We start from the raw sequence: 16,111 nt of genomic DNA, 5'->3' as shown, positions 1-16,111 counted from the left end.
CGGCGATAACCGTAGCTGGCGGGGTGCCTTGCTCGGGTGTGGCCATTTAGCGGGCGTGGTGTATCGCTACTGTGTCGCGCAAGGGGGGAGTTTGTAAGCGAAGGGGATGAAACGGCGGGGGAGATACAGTGAGACACAGATCTCCAAGGCAATGAGTAACAAATGTGGGAGCGGGCTTGCTCGCGAAGGGGTCATAACATTCAACATCTCTATTGACTGTCACACCGCCTTCGCGAGCAAGCCCGCTCCCACAGTGGATGTGTGTTAGTGCAGCTTCAGTCGCGGCTCAGTCCCGCGCCCGATCTTGCTGCCCAGCATCAACATCGCCGTACGAAACGCGCCATACAGCGCCATCTGGTGCATGCGATACAGCGACACGTAAAACATCCGCGCCAGCCAGCCTTCCAGCATCACGCTGCCGGTGAGGTTGCCCATCAAGTTACCCACAGCCGAAAAACGCGACAGCGAGATCAACGAGCCGTAGTCGGTGTATTTGTACTCAGGCAGCGGCTTGCCTTCGATCCGCAGTTTCAGCGATTTGGCCAGCAACGAAGCTTGCTGATGCGCAGCCTGGGCGCGCGGCGGCACGTTGCGATCGCTGCCCGGCTGCGGGCAGGCCGCGCAGTCACCGAAGGCGTAGATATTCTCGTCGCGGGTGGTTTGCAGGGTCGGCAGCACTTGCAGCTGATTGATCCGGTTGGTCTCCAGGCCATCGATGTCCTTGAGGAAGCCTGGTGCACGAATCCCGGCCGCCCAGACTTTCAGGCTGGCGTTGATGACTTTGCCATCGGCGGTAATCAGGCTGTCGACCGTCACTTCACTGACGGCGGCATTGGTCATGACGTTGACCCCGAGTTTCTCCAGGGTTTTATGCACCGGCCCGCCAATACGTTCCGGCAACGCTGGCAACACCCGTGGCCCGGCTTCGATCAAGGTGATGTGCATGTTTTCCGGTTTGATCCGGTCCAGGCCGTAAGCCGCCAGTTCATGGGCGGCGTTGTGCAGTTCGGCGGCCAGTTCGACCCCGGTGGCACCGGCGCCGACGATGGCCACGCTGATCTGCTCGACCTTGTCGGTTTGCCCGGCATGGGCGCGCAGGTAGTGGTTGAGCAATTGCTGGTGGAAGCGCTCGGCCTGTTTGCGGGTGTCGAGGAACAGGCAGTGTTGCGCCGCGCCCTGAGTCCCGAAATCGTTGGTGGTGCTGCCGACCGCGATCACCAGCGAGTCGTAACCCACTTCGCGTGCCGGGACCAGTTCAATGCCGGCTTCGTCGTAGGTGGCGGCCAGCTGGATTTTCTTCTGCGCGCGATCAAGCCCGCTCATGCGCCCCAGCTGGAACTCGAAGTGGTTCCATTTTGCCTGGGCAACATAGTTGAGTTCGTCTTCGGAAGAGTTCAGGGAACCTGCCGCCACTTCGTGCAACAGCGGTTTCCAGATGTGGGTCAGGTTCGCGTCGACCAGCATCACACTGGCCGTGCCGCGCTTGCCCAGAGTCTTACCCAGACGGGTAGCCAACTCCAGACCGCCGGCGCCGCCGCCAACGATGACAATACGATGAGTCATGGGGATATCTCGCAAGGCTAAAAGAAATCGGTGCAATTACCCGAGCGAGCGCGATGCAGCTCATAGCGTCAGGTAACTGATAAGTCGGCTCAACAGGCCCAGACCAATGGTCACTGCCAACACCACCACCAGGAGCATCCACGGCCGGAAAGGCCGGCGCTCGACTTGGTGCTGGGACAGTTGCAGGTACTCTTCGACATGCTTTTGGTCGTCTGGGTTCAGGCGGCTGGTCATATTGGGCCTCGTCAGGGGTAGACGTTGCTGAATGTGTAGAAGCTACAGGCGGATTTAACGAACGTTGAACGGAGCATAGCCGCTGGTAGGAATGGGCTCGACGCTCACCGTATCGTCCAGGCGAATGATTCCACTTTGTAACACCCGAGCGGTGATTCCACCATGTCCGCGAACGGCCTGAAAGGTCCCGGGGCCGAGGTTGTTCTCGAGGCGGGCGCAGGGCTGGCACCAGCCGGTGGTTTCGAAAATCGCCTGGCCAATCCTGAAGCGCCGACCCTTGAGACTGAAGAGATTGATGCCGCTGACGACGATGTTGCGCCGCAAGTCCTGCGCTAGCACCGGTTGATCCGCCGTGCGGCCCATCAGTGAGCTGATCACCGCCAGATGCTCCCATTGCATCAGCGTCACTTGCCGCGCATTGCGTACGCCGGGACGCGCGTGATCACCGGTCAAACCGGCTTCAAGTCGCGCCTCCACGGCATCGAGTTCGATCATCTGAGAACGTGACTGCGGCCGCACGCCGATCCAGCGAACGCGACCCGTTTGCGGCACTTCGGCAATCAGCGCCTGCAATGGACTCACAGGCTGATCCCGACGTCGAAAACAATGCTGCGACCCAGGTTGCTGCGCAGGAAATCCGGGGCATCCGGGTGAGCGAACAGCACACGGGCGAAGGTCGGGCCGACCAGCGACAACGAGCGCCAGCCCTGACGCAGGTATTCGGTTGGCGGCGGGAAATGGCTGTTGAGGTCCAGCACTTCGCGCTTGAGGCTGGCGAAGGCGATGATGTCCAGTTCGCCCAGGTCCATGCCGCGTTCTTTGTAGTTGTGCGCTTTTTTGCGCAAGGTCGGCGCCAGTCTCAGCAGAAACTCATTGGCCGGAATGCGCCGGGGCTTGGCCTCGCGCCGTACCAGCGAACTCAGGGAAAATGCGCTGCGCCGACGTTGCAGTTCATCGCGCCATTCGTCGTTGAGGCGTCGGCCTTCATCGAGCACGAAAAACACTTCGAAACTGGCGTCACGAAACAGCACGTCCGGCGGCTCCCCGGCCGGGGCGAATTCGTCGGCGCGATAGGGAATGTTCAGGCCTTGCAGCAGGCGCTGGCAGACCCAACGCTCACGCTCCCATTTGCGGGCATTGGACAGGAACGCGTTGGCTTGCTCGGCCGCAATGGTCAGCAGGCGTAAATAATCTGAGTCATCCATAGGCCCAAGCTTAGCGTTCATTTGCGACAAGCAGAAAGCGTGAAACGGTAAACAGTGGGACTGGGCGCTCGAAATGGGCGGTGTAGACTGATGGCCATTACGCAAATGCGCTTGAACGAGGACTGGAACGTGAAATATGGGCCCGTGTTATTGCTCAGTCTTCTGCCTCTTTGGGCGCAGGCACTGGAGGTGGGTGAGCGGCTGGCGCCGTGGACCTTGCTCGATCAATTCGATCAGGCCTTCACGCTTGATAATCAGACTCAGACGTTGCTGGTGGCGCGCAGCATGGACGCGGCCAAACTGGTCGGCGCCGCTCTGCAGGACCAGCCCAAGGGCTACTTGGAGGCTCGGCACGCGGTATTTGTCGCGGACATCCAGCGCATGCCTCGACTGATCGCGAAAATGTTCGCTGTACCGGCCATGCGCGATTATCCCTATCGAGTGATGCTCGACCGCGATGGTCGCGTGGCGCCACGCTATCCCGGGCCTGTGGATAAAGTGCTGTGGCTGCAGCTCAAGGACGGTCGATTGGTGGCTCAGCATGAATACGCCACGGCTGCGCAATTGCGTGAGGCGCTGGAGAAGGCCCTGCCCTGATCCGCGCAAAGCGCCTGTGACCGCAGACGCTGACATCTCAATCGTCCATCAGCCCGCGCTTAGCGTTCAAATGTGATCGCAATGAAGGCAGTTCATCGCAGAGGTTCCGATCTGCCGGATTTGCTGCCCGCCATCCCCGCAATACTCCCCATCCCGCGCCCGCTTCAGGGCATTGCACAAAACGGATAGCGATCTGCGCAAAGCGGATATTGCCCCGCGCCTGGCGCCTCTACCCTCGGCTGTACGGACGTTAGCCGTGTTGCCGACGCTCTTAAAAAAATAACAACAAGAGATAAATGCCATGCGCAAGATCGACGTACATGCGGTTATCGACAACGCACGATTCAATCGCTTTCACTGGATGGTGCTGTTCTGGTGTGCCCTGATCATCATTTTCGACGGTTACGATTTGGTGATCTACGGCGTGGTGCTGCCGATGCTGATGAAAGAGTGGGGGCTCAGTCCTCTGCAAGCGGGCGCACTGGGCAGCTATGCATTGTTCGGCATGATGTTCGGCGCGCTGTTTTTCGGCCCGCTGTCGGACAGGATCGGTCGCAAAAAAGCCATCACGATCTGCGTGATGCTGTTCAGCGGTTTCACCGTGCTCAATGGTTTTGCCCGCAACCCCGCCGAGTTTGGCCTTTGCCGGTTCATTGCCGGGCTTGGCATTGGCGGGGTGATGCCCAATGTCGTGGCGCTGATGAACGAGTACGCGCCGAAGAAAATCCGCAGCACGCTGGTGGCGATCATGTTCAGCGGCTATTCGGTAGGCGGCATGCTCTCGGCGGGGCTCGGTATCGTGCTGATCCCTAGTTTTGGCTGGCAATCGGTGTTTTATGTGGCGGTGCTGCCGTTGCTGTTGTTGCCGTTGATCATGTACTTCCTGCCCGAGTCGGTGGGGTTCATGCTGCGTCAGGGGCGCAATGAAGAGGCGCGCAACATCCTGCAGCGGATTGACCCGGCGTACGTCGCGCAAACCAGCGATCAGCTGCACATGAACGAAGTGAAGGGCACCGGCACGCCAGTGTTGCAGCTGTTCCGCGAAGGTCGTGCGCTGCGCACGCTGATGTTGTGGCTGGCGTTTTTCTGCTGCTTGCTGATGGTCTACGCCTTGAGTTCCTGGCTGCCAAAACTGATGGCCAACGCCGGTTACAGCCTGGGCTCGAGTCTGTCGTTCCTGCTGGTGCTCAACTTCGGTGCCATTTTCGGCGCGGTGGGCGGTGGTGTGCTGGGAGACAAACTCAACCTGCCGCGGGTGTTGGCGGTGTTCTTCGCCGTGGCTGCGGTGTCGATCACTTTGCTGGGCTTCAACAGTCCGATGCCGCTGTTGTATTTGCTGATCGCCATTGCCGGCGCCACCACCATCGGCTCGCAGATTCTGTTGTACGCCTGCGCCGCGCAGTTCTACACCATGACCATTCGCTCCACCGGTTTGGGCTGGGCCTCGGGCATCGGGCGCAACGGTGCCATTGTCGGACCGCTGCTGGGCGGTGCCTTGCTCGGGATCAGCCTGCCACTGCAACTGAACTTCATGGCATTCGCCTTACCCGGTGCAGTGGCCGCGATTGCCATGACCGTGTTCGCCATCAGCAGTCGGCGCAGTGCCCAACAAAAGTTGCCGGGTATGCATGGATCGCCTGACGGGGCTGTCGGCGAGGTTTCATGAAAACCTTATTCCAGGACTTTTCCCTGTCTGCGGCCGTCGCCGGTTTTATCGCCACGGTGATTTCCTACGCAGGCCCGTTGGTGATCATCTTCCAGGCCGCCGAGACCGCGCACCTCTCGCGGGAGGTGTTGTCTTCCTGGGTCTGGGCGATTTCCATCGGCAGCGCCGTGCTCGGTATCGGTCTGAGCCTGCGTTACCGCGTGCCGGTGATCATCGCGTGGTCGGCGCCGGGTTCGGCGTTGCTGGTGGCGCTGTTGCCGGGGATCTCCATGCCGGAGGCGGTAGGCGCGTATCTGGTCAGCAGCCTGATTATCTTTCTGGTCGGAGTCTCGGGGGCATTTGACCTGATCATCGGCAAACTGCCCGCGGCGATTGCGGCAGCGATGCTGGCGGGGATTCTGTTCAGCTTCGGCACGGGGTTGTTCGTCTCGTTGCAGGGCAAACCGCTGCTGGTGCTGTCGATGTTCGTCACGTACCTGATCTGCAAACGGCTGATGCCGCGGTATGCGGTGTTGATGGTGCTGCTGGTGGGCTGCTCGATGGCTTTTCTCGCCGGTGATTTGCACCGCGAGGCGTTGGTGATCGGGTTGGCCACGCCGGTGTGGATCACGCCCGCGTTCAGCCTGAGCGCGACCCTGAATATCGCCTTGCCGCTGGTGATGGTGGCGCTGACCGGCCAGTTCGTTCCCGGCATGGCGGTGCTGCGCGCCAGCGGTTACCCAACACCGGCCGGTCCGATCATCGCCAGCAGTGCGGTGGGCACGGCGCTGTTGGCGCCGTTCGGTTGCCATGGGCTGAATCTGGCAGCCATCACCGCGGCGATTTGTACCGGGCGCGAGGCCCATGAAAATCCCGGCAAACGCTATGTGGCCGGGGTTGTGGGCGGGCTGTGTTACCTGGTGCTGGGGATCTTTGGCGCCACCCTGGTTTCGCTGTTTTCGGCGTTCCCCAAAGAACTGATCGCCGCCCTGGCCGGGCTGGCGCTGTTCGCCGCGATTGCCGGGGCGTTGGCCGGCGCAATGGCCGTGCCGAGCGATCGCGAAGCCGCACTGGTGACTTTTCTGACCACCGCGTCGGGCATGTCGTTGTTGGGTTTGTCCGCCGCCTTTTGGGGGCTGATTTTCGGCATGGTCACCCACGTGTTGTTGAACGCCCGTCGTCCCGTTCACCGCCGCAAATCCGCTGCGGCTGAAGCACTTCAACCTGTCGATCAATAAAAATAAGAGAAAAAACGATGAAACAGATTTTTCCAACAACCGGTTCAGTGTTGTCCATGGCGGTCGTCTCGAGTTTCTCCGCCGGTGCGATGGCGGCCGAGAGTGGCTTCATCGAAGACACCACCGCCACCTTGCAAGCACGCAACTATTACTTCAGCCGGGACTTTTCCGACATCGTCGGGGCCAACCAGCAATCGAAGGCTGAAGAGTGGGCGCAGGGCTTCATCCTCAACGTCAAGTCCGGTTACACCCAAGGCCCCGTCGGTTTTGGTGTGGATGTTATTGGCCTGCTCGGCCTCAAGCTCGACAGCAGCCCGGATCGGGTCAATACCGGTTTGCTACCGGTGCAGGGTGACGGGCGCGCGGCGAATGAATACAGCCGTCTGGAAGGCGCGTTGAAGATGCGTTTCTCCAAAACCGAACTGAAGGTGGGTGAACTGCAACCCAACCTGCCGGTGCTGGCCTTCAGCGATATCCGTTTGCTGCCGCCCAGCTATCAGGGTGCAAGCATCAGCTCGAATGAGATCAATGGCCTGACCTTACAAGGTGGTCACTTGAGTTCGACCAGCCTGCGCAACGAGGCCGGCGACGAAAAGATGCAAGCCATGCTCGGTCATGTGCCGCAGCGTCAGGTCAGCAGTGACGGCTTCAACTTTGCTGGCGCCGATTATTCCTTCAACGATAAACGCAGCTCGGTCAGCGCCTGGTTCGGGCAACTGGAAGATATCTACAACCAGTGCTTTCTCGGCCTCAAGCACAGCGAGCCACTCGGTAACTGGATCCTGGGCGCCAACCTTGGGTATTACGATTCGCGCGAAGACGGCAAAAAGCTGCTGGGCAACATCGACAACCAGGCGTTCTTCTCCTTGCTGTCGGCCAAGCGTGGCGGCCACACGTTTTATGTCGGCTATCAGGGCATGTTCGGCGACAGCGCGTTCCCGCGAGTGTTTGCCAACATCAGCCCTCTGGGTAACGAGGTGCCGACCTATGAGTTTGCCTACACCGATGAGCGCTCCTGGCAGGCGCGTTACGACTACGATTTCGCCGCCCTCGGCGTGCCGGGGTTGACCAGCACCGTGCGCTACATCACCGGCAACAACGTCGACACCGGCAAGGGGTTTGAAGGCAAGGACCGCGAGCGCGATCTGGACATCGGCTATGTGCTGCAGAGCGGCAGCCTCAAAGGCCTCGGGATCCGTGTGCGCAACGCGATGGCGCGTTCCAACTACCGCAGCGATATCGACGAGAACCGTCTGATCCTCAGTTACACGTGGAAGCTGTTATGAGGCCGCGGTCACAGATCTGTGGTGCAGTCACCCATGACCTCGTACGTCACGCGATGGGTCTGGCCTTGATGATCGACGTACACCATGGCCGCAGGCACAACCCCGCAGGCGGTCGCGGTGTTCGACACTGAAACCACTTCGGCAATGTCCAGCCGCTGTGCCGGGTTGTACGAGGTGGCGGCGGGGTCGTTGCCGGCGGCCAAGGCTGAGGTGGCGACAACGGTCAGAAACAAGCTGATCAGGGTTTTCATTTTTCCGTGCTCCGTGTTGATTTCGATACCTGAATTCTAGTCTTTGCCCGCGACCGATAAAGGGGCCAGCGCCTGATGCAGCCTTACATGAAACGTAACAGTCACTGCCCGTGGAGGGCTTATGGATCTGCTCAATAACTTGCGGGTGTTCGTCCGCGTGGTGGAGTGCGCAAGCTTTACCGCCGCCGCCGACGCGTTGGAACTGTCGACCGCGCAAGTGTCCCGATTGGTGGCCGATCTGGAGCAGCATGTGCAAGCACGCTTGCTGCAACGCACCACGCGGCGGTTGAGCCTGACCGAGGCCGGTGAGCGCTTTTTGGTACGCAGTCGGCAAATACTCGAAGAAATGGAGGTGGCAACGGCAGAGGCTCGCGGCGCCCATCTCAAACCGAGTGGACGGCTGCGGGTTCACAGCATGAGTGGCCTGGGCGTGCTGATCACACCATTGATCGCCCGCTACAGCGAGCTTTACCCCGACGTGGTGTTCGAGTTGACCCTGTCGCAGCGCAATCCCGATCCAATGGAGGAAGGGCACGACGTGGTGATTTCGATTGCCCACGAACTGGCCGATTCGCAAATGGTCGCCCAGGCCATCGGGCAGATTTACAGCGTGCCCTGCGCCTCCCCGCACTACCTGCAACGTCGTGGCGTGCCGCGCACACCGCTGGCGCTGAACGATCATCAGTGCCTGCGCATGCTCGACCCTTTGTACAGCGATGAATGGGTGTTCCGGGACGAAGTCGGAGAGCATGCCGTCAGCCCGGCCAGGACCTTTCAATGCAATGTTGCCGAGTCGATGGTCAAGGCGTCGGAGGCCGGCATGGGGATCAGCCTGATTCCGTTCTACACCGCGACGCGTCCGTTGAGCGATGGCACGTTGTTGCGCTTGCTGCCGGCCTGGCGCCCCCGTGAACGCAACGTATATGCGCTGTACCCGTCGCGGCGTTTTCTCGATGCCAAGGTTCGGACCTGGGTGGACTTTCTCAAAGCCGAATTACCCAAGCTATTCGCTGAACACGAGGCGGTGATGAACGATCCACGGCATTGGGCCTGAAGTCGAAGGGTGTACAAGGGGCGGTGTAGACTGAGGGCCTGTTCTCTTTCGGCAAGACAAGGGAGTGTGCCCAGCCATGATCGGCGCCGAGTTACTGTCACCTGAAACCCTCACGGCGGGGTGGTTGATCTATGTGCCGGTGCTGATCTGGGCCGTTGCGCGAGCACCGTGGGTCGAACTGTTCAGCGACAGTCGTCGGCAGCATCTGTTGTTCGGCACGGTGTTCGCGCTGTTCATGCTCTGGCTGGTGCGACAAGACTTCGACACCGGCGTGTCCTACCACTTTATCGGCATGACCGCCGTGACCCTGTTGCTCGACTGGCCGCTGGCGATTGTCGGCGGGTTGGTGGCGCAAGCGGGACTGGTGCTGCTCGGGCGGCAAGATCTGGCGGCAATGGGGGTCAACGGCACGCTGCTGATTCTACTGCCGGTGCTGGTTACCGAATGCTGCGCCATCCTGGTGGAGCGAGCGCAACCGCGTAATCCCTTTGTGTATATCTTCGTGTCCGGTTTCTTTGCTGCGGCGCTGTCGGCGTTGCTGTGCCTGCTGCTGGCGCTGTGGCTGCTGTGGTTCGACGAACGTTTCGCCATGCCGTATTGGCTGGAAGATTTTGTCGGTTATCTGTGGCTGCTGATTTTTCCGGAAGCGTTCATCAACGGCATGGTGGTCAGCGCGTTGGTGGTGTTTTGCCCCGAGTGGCTGGAGACGTTCAATCGCACACGCTACCTTTCGGCCCCCTGGAAAGACGACGATCCTAAATCTTGATCCACATCAAAGGCAAAAATCGCTCACGAATCCATGCTCTGGAAAACCTTCAGGAGCATCGAAATGAGTGTCTACGAATGGGCAAGGCAGGAGTTGCGTCACAGTCTGGATGGGGCGCAGGAAGTGGGTTTTGATCCGGGGTTAAGCCTGCGTGCCTTGCTCAGTGCAGTGGTGCAACAGAGCAAGGCAGTGCGCAGTGTCGAAGACCTGGCCGATGAGTTGCGTTTTCTTGCGGAAAACCTCGATGACAGCCAGGACTATGGTTTTATGCGGCCTTGAAGATCAGTGACGCGGCTCGAAGTCTTCGCTGAACAGGTCGTCTTCGGCATCCGGGCTGACCGGAATCTTGTGTTCTTCCGAGGCCCATGCCCCGAGGTCGATCAGTTTGCAGCGATCCGAGCAGAACGGCCGGTTGACGTTGCTGGCGACCCATTCGACAGGGGCGCCACAGGTTGGGCAATTGACGGTTGGGGTCTGGCTCATGACTGGCCTCCACGCAAAGTAAGGTAAAAGTGATGCAGGCGTTCGACCTCGCTGTGCAGCCAGGCGAGGTCGCGGTCGTTGACCACTACATCGTCGGCGTGGCTCACGCGGTCCTGTCGGCTGGATTGGGCCTTGAGGATCGCCTGGACCTGTTGCTCGCTGGTCTGGTCACGCTGCAGGGTGCGCTCGATCTGTAGTTGTTCCGGGGCATCGATCACCAGGACTCGTTGGGTCATGGCGTATTGCCCGGACTCGATCAGCAGCGGCGAAACCAGAATCGCGTAAGGCGATTGTGCCTTGGCCAGATGCTCGGCGATTTCCTTGGCGATCAGCGGATGCAGCAACGCTTCGAGCCAGCGGCGTTCCTCTGGCACTTCGAAGATCAGTTTGCGCAACGCCGCGCGATCCAGCTGCCCGTCGGCTTGCAATACGTCGGGGCCGAAGTGTTCGGCGATCCTGGCCAGCGCCGGGCGCCCCGGCTCTACCACCCAACGCGCCGCGTGATCGGCGTCCACTACGTGCACGCCCAGGTCGATGAAGTGCTGGGCAGCCGCGCTTTTGCCGCTGCCGATGCCGCCGGTCAGGCCGAGAATCCAGGGTTTTTCCACAGGGGTATTCATTTCAAACCGACAAACTGCCAATAGAAGCCGGTTATTTGACCACCCCAGAGCAAGGCAATCCAGCCGGCAATTGCCAGATAGGGTCCGAAGGGGATCGGCGTGGAGGTTTTCGCGTTGCGCAAACGCAGCAAAATCACGCCGACAACGGCGCCCACCATCGACGATAACAAGATGGTCAGCGGCAAGATCTGCCAGCCACCCCAGGCGCCGAACATCGCTAGCAACTTGAAATCACCGTAGCCCATGCCTTCCTTGCCGGTGATCAGCTTGAACAGCCAGAACACCGACCACAACGCCATATAGCCGGCAACCGCGCCCCACAATGCGTCATGCAATGGCACGAACAAGGTGAAACTGTTGAGGATCAGCCCCAGCCATATCAGCGGCAGTACCAGCACATCCGGCAGCAGTTGGTGCTCGGCGTCGATCAGGCTCATCGTCAGCAACCCCCAGCTCAGGAGCAGCACCATGCAGGCCTGCCAGCCGAAACCGAAATGCCAAACGATGAATGCCGAGAGCAGACCGCAGGCCAGTTCGGTCAGCGGGTAGCGTTTGCTGATGGCTGCCGTGCAGTTCGAGCATCGACCCCGTAAGAACAGATAACTGAGCAGCGGAATATTTTCCCAGGCGCGGATTCGATGGCCGCAATGTGGGCACTGGGAATGGGGCAGCATCAGGTTGAAGGTCGGCAGCGGTGTTTCGCCTGGCAAGCCCAGCACTTCACGAGCCTCCTCACGCCATTCGCGGTCAAGCATTTTTGGCAGGCGCCAGACCACCACGTTGAGAAAGCTGCCAATCAGCAGGCCGACCAACATGGCTGCAATCACGAAGGTCAACGGGTGGAGGGTCGGAATGTCGTTCAAGGGCATGTCAGATCGCTGTGCCGAGTTGGAAGATGGGCAGGTACATCGCAACCACCAGGCCCCCGACGATAACACCCAGCACCACCATGATGAACGGCTCCATCAGGCTGGTGAGGTTATCGACCATGTTGTCCACTTCGTCCTCATAGAAGCTCGCGACCTTGTCGAGCATATCGTCCAGCGCGCCGGACTCTTCGCCAATCGCAGTCATCTGGATCGCCATATTCGGAAAGATACCGGAGGCGCGCATGGAAAAATTCAGCTGCATACCGGTCGCCACGTCCTGCTTGATGCGCAGCACCGCACGCTTGAATACGATGTTGCCGGTAGCGCCGGCCACCGAGTCCAGGGCTTCCACCAGTGGCACACCCGCCGCAAAGGTAGTCGACAGCGTGCGGGCGTAACGGGCCACGGCGGACTTGTACATCAGCGTGCCAATCAGCGGCAGTTTCAGCAGCCAGGTGTCCATTCGGTCTCGAAAGGTTTGCGACGTTTTAAACGCGTGGCGCACGCCGAAGATGGCCCCGATCAGCACGCCGAGCATCGCCCACCACCAGTCCTGCATGAATTCCGAGAGGCCGATGACCATCACCGTGAAAGCTGGCAATTCGGCGCCAAATCCTTTGAATACGGATTCGAACTGCGGCACCACTTTGACCAGCAGAATTCCGGTCACAATGATCGCGACGAACACCACCGCCAGCGGGTAGGTCATGGCTTTCTTGATCTTGGCCTTGAGGCTTTCGCTCTTCTCCTTATAGGTCGCCACTCTCTCCAGCAGGGTATCGAGGGCACCGGCCTGCTCGCCAGCATCCACCAGGTTGCAGTAGAGCTCATCGAAATACTGAGGCTTTTTGCGCAGGGAGGCGGCGAAGCTGTTACCCGCTGCGACTTCCTGTTTCACCTCGTCAATCAGTGTGCGCATGGCCGGGTTATCAAAGCCTTCACCGATGATGTCGAAGGACTGCAACAGCGGTACGCCGGCCTTCATCATGGTCGCCATCTGCCGGGTGAACAGGGCGATGTCCTGGGCCTTGATGCGCTTGCCCAGGTTGAAAATCGAGGCGGACTTCTTGCGTACCTTGCCGGGGTTGATGCCCTGCTTGCGCAATTGGGCCTTGATCAATGCCGGATTCTGACCGCTCAACTCGCCCGTCATTTTGGTGCCTTTGCGGTCTGTGCCTTCCCAGGCGTAGACGCTGATTTTTGCTGCTTTGACCGCCATATTCAGTCCTTGGTGACCCGGTTGATTTCTTCAAGGCTGGTGATGCCTTGCATGGCCTTGATCAGGCCTGACGTGCGCAGGTCGTTGAAGCCGTCTTTACGCATCTGGATGTCGATTTCCAGTGAGTTGCCTTCGGCCATGATCAGCCGTTGCAGGTCCTGTGTGTTCTTCACCACTTCATAAATCCCGACTCGCCCTTTGTAACCGCCGTTGCACTGATCGCAACCGACAGGCTCATAGATCGTGAATGAGCCGATGCGTTCCTCGGGGAAGCCTTCCTTGATCAGCGCTTCCCGGGGAATCTCGATGGGCTTCTTGCAGTGGTTGCACAGCTTGCGAGCCAGGCGCTGGGCAATGATCAGGCTGATCGAGGTGGCAATGTTGAAACCCGCAATGCCCATGTTGTGCAGGCGCGTCAGGGTTTCGGCGGCGCTGTTGGTGTGCAGGGTCGACAGCACCAGGTGACCGGTCTGGGCGGCTTTGATGGCGATTTCGGCGGTTTCGAGGTCGCGGATCTCGCCGACCATGATCACGTCCGGGTCCTGTCGCAGAAAGGAGCGCAGCGCCTGGGCGAAGTCCATTCCCTGCTTGGGATTGACGTTGACCTGGTTGATGCCTTCCATGTTGATCTCCACCGGGTCTTCGGCGGTGGAGATGTTGATGTCCACGGTGTTGAGAATGTTCAGCCCGGTGTAGAGCGACACCGTCTTGCCCGAGCCGGTGGGCCCGGTCACCAGAATCATCCCCTGCGGCTGCTTGAGGGCGGCCATGTACAGTTCTTTCTGGTCGGGCTCATAGCCGAGGGCGTCGATGCCCATTTGGGCGCTGGACGGGTCGAGGATCCGGATCACCACTTTCTCGCCCCATAGGGTCGGCAGGGTATTGACCCGAAAGTCGATGGATTTGCTCTTGGACAGGCGCATCTTGATCCGCCCGTCCTGGGGCCGGCGCCGTTCGGAGATGTCGAGGCTGGCCATGACTTTCAGCCGCGCGGCGATGCGATTGGCCAGTTGAATCGGTGGCTTGGCGACTTCACGCAAAATACCGTCGGTGCGCATCCGCACACGGTAGGTTTTTTCGTAGGGTTCGAAATGCAGGTCGGAAGAGCCGCTTTTGATCGCGTCCAGCAACATCTTGTGGACGAAGCGCACCACGGGCGCGTCGTCGGCGTCTTGTCCGCCAATGGAATCCTGCTTGTTGTCATCGATCGACTCGATGTCCACACCATCGAGGTCAACGTCGGCCATGTCTTCCAGGCCGGTACTATGGCTATCGAAGAATTTTTCGATGGCATCAGTGAGCTTGTCGTCTTCAACCAGAATGGCTTCGGTATTCAGCCCGGTGCTGAACTGGATGTCATTGATGGCTTGATGATTGGTCGGGTCGGAAACACCCACGAACAACTTGTTGCCGCGCCGCCAGAGGGGCAGGGCGTGGTGCTGGCGAATCAGCTTCTCGCTGACCAGCCCCTTGGGTTGGGTTTCCTTGTCCAGACAGTTGAGGTCGAGCAAGGCCATGCCGAAGTGTTCCGAAGCGATTTCGGCGACCTGGCGACTCTTCACCAGTTTGTTCTGCACTAGATAACTGACCAGGGAGATTTTGTTGCGTTGGGCTTGCTGATACGCCTGTTGCGCGCTTTTGTCAGTGAGCAGCTCGGCCAGGACCAATTGCTTGGCCAGACCGCTAAGGGCGATGTCATTCATTGGGATACCGGACGCAGACAGTTCATGAGTTATAGCCTAGTCAAGCGGAGGAACCAAACCAGCGGCGTTGAGGTGACAAAAAGTGTCAGATAGTGCGGATTCTGGGGGTAGGAAAAGGTTTTTTGTCGATCGCACGTCCCACCAACACGGGGCGAAGGGGTTGGCATGGGCTGTGCTGCGGCTAGTTCAGATCATGAGATTTCGACTCATGCATGGAGCTTGTCTATGAATACTCAGAAAGGTTTTACGCTTATCGAGCTGCTGATTGTGGTGGCGATCATCGGGATTCTGGCGACGTTTGCGTTGCCGCAGTACTCCAAGTATCAGGCCCGGGCGAAAGTGACGGCCGGCCTGGCTGAGATCAGCGCGTTGAAAGTGCCTTTCGAAGACATCATCAACCAAGGCACCGACCCTACATTGCTATTGGTGGCAGGTAACGCGGCGGCGACAACCTCCAATTGCACATTGGCGGCTTCAGGCACAGCTTCGACAGGTGCCGGGACGATCACTTGTACGCTGGTTAATGCCCCAGGACCGGTGTTGGGCAAGACCATCACACTGACTCGCTCATCAGGGAACACGGCGGGTGCCTGGACGTGTGCCAGCAATGTCAACGCTGACTTCGCACCAAAAGGCTGTCCTGGCAGTGGCGCGTAATCCGGTGGCTTGATCTGATGCCTCGTCTGTTTGACGGGGCATTTTTTTGTTCGCCGTTCGGGAAAAAATCGAGTCATTGAGAAAACTTCCAATAATTCATGGCCTTAGGCCTGCGGTAAAACCCGCAACTTGCATGTCGATAATTTGGAAGTCATGCATTTTGCATGATTCCGAAAATCAGGTGTTTTTATAAGCTATTGATTTATATGTAGTTATTGACTATTTAAAAGTTGGCACAACGTTCGCACTATCTCCATTAACCCTGCTGACAAGACACGCAGCAGACTTTATGAAAAACAGGAGTTACTCGTATGAAGAAGTTCGCTATCGCTGCCGCTACTGCTACCGCGCTGACCCTGACCATGGCCAACGCTGCATTTGCACAGACCACTCAAACCACCCAGGCTCCGATGACTCTGGCGGCGGGTGAAGTCACCAAAGCCAAAGAAGCTACTTCCGATACCTGGATCACCACTAAAGTCAAAGCCGACCTGGTGACCGAGAAAGGCATTCCTGGTACCGACATCAAAGTCGAAACCAACAAAGGCGTAGTGTCCCTGTCGTCCACCGTTGCGGTGACTGACGCTCAGAAAGCCACCGCCGTGGCGATCGCCAAGAAAATCAAAGGCGTCAAAGCGGTTTCCGCTGACGGCCTGAAAGCCGAGTAAGGCAAAGCTTCTCGCCTGGACTGGGAGAAGGTGCGACAGACGGGCCGAGCAAT

At 59.1% G+C, this 16,111-nt stretch carries 19 protein-coding genes; 9 read left to right on the top strand and 10 right to left on the bottom strand.

The genetic code is table 11. From position 1 onward, the window contains the following. Positions 1–264: 264 nt before the first annotated feature. Genes DFS28_RS19315 through DFS28_RS19300 form a run of 4 tightly spaced genes read right to left on the bottom strand, consistent with a single transcriptional unit; the run spans position 265 to position 3,002 of the window. Entirely contained in the window at positions 265–1,563 is a 1,299-nt protein-coding gene (locus DFS28_RS19315) for an NAD(P)/FAD-dependent oxidoreductase (protein WP_111451082.1), read from the bottom strand. Positions 1,564–1,623: 60 nt separating this feature from the next. Next, positions 1,624–1,797, bottom strand: coding sequence for a DUF3094 domain-containing protein (locus tag DFS28_RS19310; RefSeq protein WP_008154890.1), 174 nt, complete (start codon positions 1,795–1,797; stop codon positions 1,624–1,626). A gap of 54 nt (positions 1,798–1,851) precedes the next feature. Further along, positions 1,852–2,379, bottom strand: coding sequence for an MOSC domain-containing protein (locus tag DFS28_RS19305; protein ID WP_111451081.1), 528 nt, complete (start codon positions 2,377–2,379; stop codon positions 1,852–1,854). Beyond that, the gene (locus tag DFS28_RS19300; RefSeq protein WP_008154887.1) at positions 2,376–3,002 is read right to left on the bottom strand and encodes a DUF1780 domain-containing protein; all 627 of its coding nucleotides are present in this window, start codon (positions 3,000–3,002) and stop codon (positions 2,376–2,378) included. Before DFS28_RS19300 ends, DFS28_RS19305 begins: the two co-directional genes overlap by 4 nt. Positions 3,003–3,131: 129 nt before the next feature. Between DFS28_RS19300 and DFS28_RS19295 the strand changes: the two genes are divergently transcribed. The 4 genes from DFS28_RS19295 (at position 3,132) to DFS28_RS19280 (ending at position 7,768) form a co-directional block, all read left to right on the top strand. Beyond that, on the top strand, positions 3,132–3,599 hold the full coding sequence (locus tag DFS28_RS19295) for an FAD/FMN-containing dehydrogenase (protein WP_111451235.1): 468 nt from the start codon (positions 3,132–3,134) through the stop codon (positions 3,597–3,599). A 301-nt stretch (positions 3,600–3,900) separates the two neighbouring features. Then, positions 3,901–5,265, top strand: a complete 1,365-nt coding sequence (locus DFS28_RS19290; RefSeq protein WP_111451080.1) for an aromatic acid/H+ symport family MFS transporter — start codon at positions 3,901–3,903, stop codon at positions 5,263–5,265. After that, positions 5,262–6,482: a benzoate/H(+) symporter BenE family transporter gene (locus tag DFS28_RS19285; RefSeq protein WP_111451079.1), complete on the top strand. Its 1,221-nt coding sequence runs from the start codon at positions 5,262–5,264 to the stop codon at positions 6,480–6,482. Before DFS28_RS19290 ends, DFS28_RS19285 begins: the two co-directional genes overlap by 4 nt. Positions 6,483–6,499: 17 nt before the next feature. Continuing rightward, positions 6,500–7,768, top strand: a complete 1,269-nt coding sequence (locus tag DFS28_RS19280; protein WP_111451078.1) for an OprD family porin — start codon at positions 6,500–6,502, stop codon at positions 7,766–7,768. 8 nt (positions 7,769–7,776) lie between these two features. Here DFS28_RS19280 and DFS28_RS19275 read toward each other — a convergent pair whose 3' ends face one another. Then, positions 7,777–8,019: a DUF2790 domain-containing protein gene (locus tag DFS28_RS19275; protein WP_111451077.1), complete on the bottom strand. Its 243-nt coding sequence runs from the start codon at positions 8,017–8,019 to the stop codon at positions 7,777–7,779. A gap of 121 nt (positions 8,020–8,140) precedes the next feature. On the opposite strand from DFS28_RS19275, the gene DFS28_RS19270 reads away from it, so the two are divergent. The 3 genes from DFS28_RS19270 (at position 8,141) to DFS28_RS19260 (ending at position 10,118) form a co-directional block, all read left to right on the top strand. Beyond that, the gene (locus DFS28_RS19270) at positions 8,141–9,073 is read left to right on the top strand and encodes a LysR family transcriptional regulator (RefSeq protein ID WP_111451076.1); all 933 of its coding nucleotides are present in this window, start codon (positions 8,141–8,143) and stop codon (positions 9,071–9,073) included. Positions 9,074–9,149: 76 nt separating this feature from the next. Beyond that, positions 9,150–9,839 carry an energy-coupling factor ABC transporter permease gene (locus DFS28_RS19265; RefSeq protein ID WP_111451075.1) on the top strand — a complete coding sequence of 230 codons (690 nt, stop codon included), beginning with the start codon at positions 9,150–9,152 and terminating at the stop codon, positions 9,837–9,839. Positions 9,840–9,902: 63 nt separating this feature from the next. Next, positions 9,903–10,118: a hypothetical protein gene (locus DFS28_RS19260; RefSeq protein ID WP_111451074.1), complete on the top strand. Its 216-nt coding sequence runs from the start codon at positions 9,903–9,905 to the stop codon at positions 10,116–10,118. 3 nt (positions 10,119–10,121) lie between these two features. Here the strand turns inward: DFS28_RS19260 and yacG are convergent, their stop codons facing one another. From yacG to pilB, 5 genes are read right to left on the bottom strand one after another with little or no spacing between them, the layout of a single operon-like run. After that, positions 10,122–10,322, bottom strand: a complete 201-nt coding sequence (gene yacG, locus DFS28_RS19255; RefSeq protein WP_008153323.1) for a DNA gyrase inhibitor YacG — start codon at positions 10,320–10,322, stop codon at positions 10,122–10,124. Next, positions 10,319–10,942 (bottom strand): dephospho-CoA kinase, encoded by a 624-nt coding sequence (gene coaE / locus DFS28_RS19250; protein ID WP_111451073.1) that lies wholly within the window; start codon positions 10,940–10,942, stop codon positions 10,319–10,321. Before coaE ends, yacG begins: the two co-directional genes overlap by 4 nt. Next, positions 10,939–11,811: an A24 family peptidase gene (locus tag DFS28_RS19245; protein WP_111451072.1), complete on the bottom strand. Its 873-nt coding sequence runs from the start codon at positions 11,809–11,811 to the stop codon at positions 10,939–10,941. Before DFS28_RS19245 ends, coaE begins: the two co-directional genes overlap by 4 nt. Before the next feature lies 1 nt (position 11,812). Further along, entirely contained in the window at positions 11,813–13,030 is a 1,218-nt protein-coding gene (locus DFS28_RS19240) for a type II secretion system F family protein (RefSeq protein WP_111451071.1), read from the bottom strand. A 2-nt stretch (positions 13,031–13,032) separates the two neighbouring features. Further along, positions 13,033–14,733, bottom strand: a complete 1,701-nt coding sequence (pilB, locus tag DFS28_RS19235; protein WP_111451070.1) for a type IV-A pilus assembly ATPase PilB — start codon at positions 14,731–14,733, stop codon at positions 13,033–13,035. Positions 14,734–14,958: 225 nt separating this feature from the next. Here pilB and DFS28_RS19230 point away from each other — a divergent pair, with 225 nt between their 5' ends. Both DFS28_RS19230 and DFS28_RS19225 read left to right on the top strand, forming a co-directional pair. After that, a complete protein-coding gene (locus DFS28_RS19230) occupies positions 14,959–15,390 on the top strand; it encodes a pilin (protein ID WP_111451069.1) in 432 nt (143 codons plus the stop codon). 311 nt (positions 15,391–15,701) lie between these two features. After that, a complete protein-coding gene (locus tag DFS28_RS19225; RefSeq protein ID WP_111451068.1) occupies positions 15,702–16,058 on the top strand; it encodes a BON domain-containing protein in 357 nt (118 codons plus the stop codon). Positions 16,059–16,111 lie beyond the last annotated feature (53 nt).

Source organism: Pseudomonas sp. 478 (assembly GCF_003254125.1).
Taxonomy (GTDB): Bacteria; Pseudomonadota; Gammaproteobacteria; order Pseudomonadales; family Pseudomonadaceae; genus Aquipseudomonas.
Note: the sequence above shows the minus strand (reverse complement) of the source record. Positions and strands in the feature narration are given on the sequence as shown.

Excerpts from the sequence above, each read along its gene's own strand:
- DFS28_RS19315 (WP_111451082.1), bottom strand. The coding sequence starts at position 1,563 with ATGACTCATCGTATTGTCATCGTTGGCGGCGGCGCCGGCGGTCTGGAG.
- DFS28_RS19310 (WP_008154890.1), bottom strand. The coding sequence starts at position 1,797 with ATGACCAGCCGCCTGAACCCAGACGACCAAAAGCATGTCGAAGAGTAC.
- DFS28_RS19300 (WP_008154887.1), bottom strand. The coding sequence starts at position 3,002 with ATGGATGACTCAGATTATTTACGCCTGCTGACCATTGCGGCCGAGCAA.
- DFS28_RS19290 (WP_111451080.1), top strand. The coding sequence starts at position 3,901 with ATGCGCAAGATCGACGTACATGCGGTTATCGACAACGCACGATTCAAT.
- DFS28_RS19285 (WP_111451079.1), top strand. The coding sequence starts at position 5,262 with ATGAAAACCTTATTCCAGGACTTTTCCCTGTCTGCGGCCGTCGCCGGT.
- DFS28_RS19280 (WP_111451078.1), top strand. The coding sequence starts at position 6,500 with ATGAAACAGATTTTTCCAACAACCGGTTCAGTGTTGTCCATGGCGGTC.
- DFS28_RS19275 (WP_111451077.1), bottom strand. The coding sequence starts at position 8,019 with ATGAAAACCCTGATCAGCTTGTTTCTGACCGTTGTCGCCACCTCAGCC.
- DFS28_RS19270 (WP_111451076.1), top strand. The coding sequence starts at position 8,141 with ATGGATCTGCTCAATAACTTGCGGGTGTTCGTCCGCGTGGTGGAGTGC.
- DFS28_RS19265 (WP_111451075.1), top strand. The coding sequence starts at position 9,150 with ATGATCGGCGCCGAGTTACTGTCACCTGAAACCCTCACGGCGGGGTGG.
- DFS28_RS19260 (WP_111451074.1), top strand. The coding sequence starts at position 9,903 with ATGAGTGTCTACGAATGGGCAAGGCAGGAGTTGCGTCACAGTCTGGAT.
- yacG (WP_008153323.1), bottom strand. The coding sequence starts at position 10,322 with ATGAGCCAGACCCCAACCGTCAATTGCCCAACCTGTGGCGCCCCTGTC.
- coaE (WP_111451073.1), bottom strand. The coding sequence starts at position 10,942 with ATGAATACCCCTGTGGAAAAACCCTGGATTCTCGGCCTGACCGGCGGC.
- DFS28_RS19245 (WP_111451072.1), bottom strand. The coding sequence starts at position 11,811 with ATGCCCTTGAACGACATTCCGACCCTCCACCCGTTGACCTTCGTGATT.
- DFS28_RS19240 (WP_111451071.1), bottom strand. The coding sequence starts at position 13,030 with ATGGCGGTCAAAGCAGCAAAAATCAGCGTCTACGCCTGGGAAGGCACA.
- pilB (WP_111451070.1), bottom strand. The coding sequence starts at position 14,733 with ATGAATGACATCGCCCTTAGCGGTCTGGCCAAGCAATTGGTCCTGGCC.
- DFS28_RS19230 (WP_111451069.1), top strand. The coding sequence starts at position 14,959 with ATGAATACTCAGAAAGGTTTTACGCTTATCGAGCTGCTGATTGTGGTG.
- DFS28_RS19225 (WP_111451068.1), top strand. The coding sequence starts at position 15,702 with ATGAAGAAGTTCGCTATCGCTGCCGCTACTGCTACCGCGCTGACCCTG.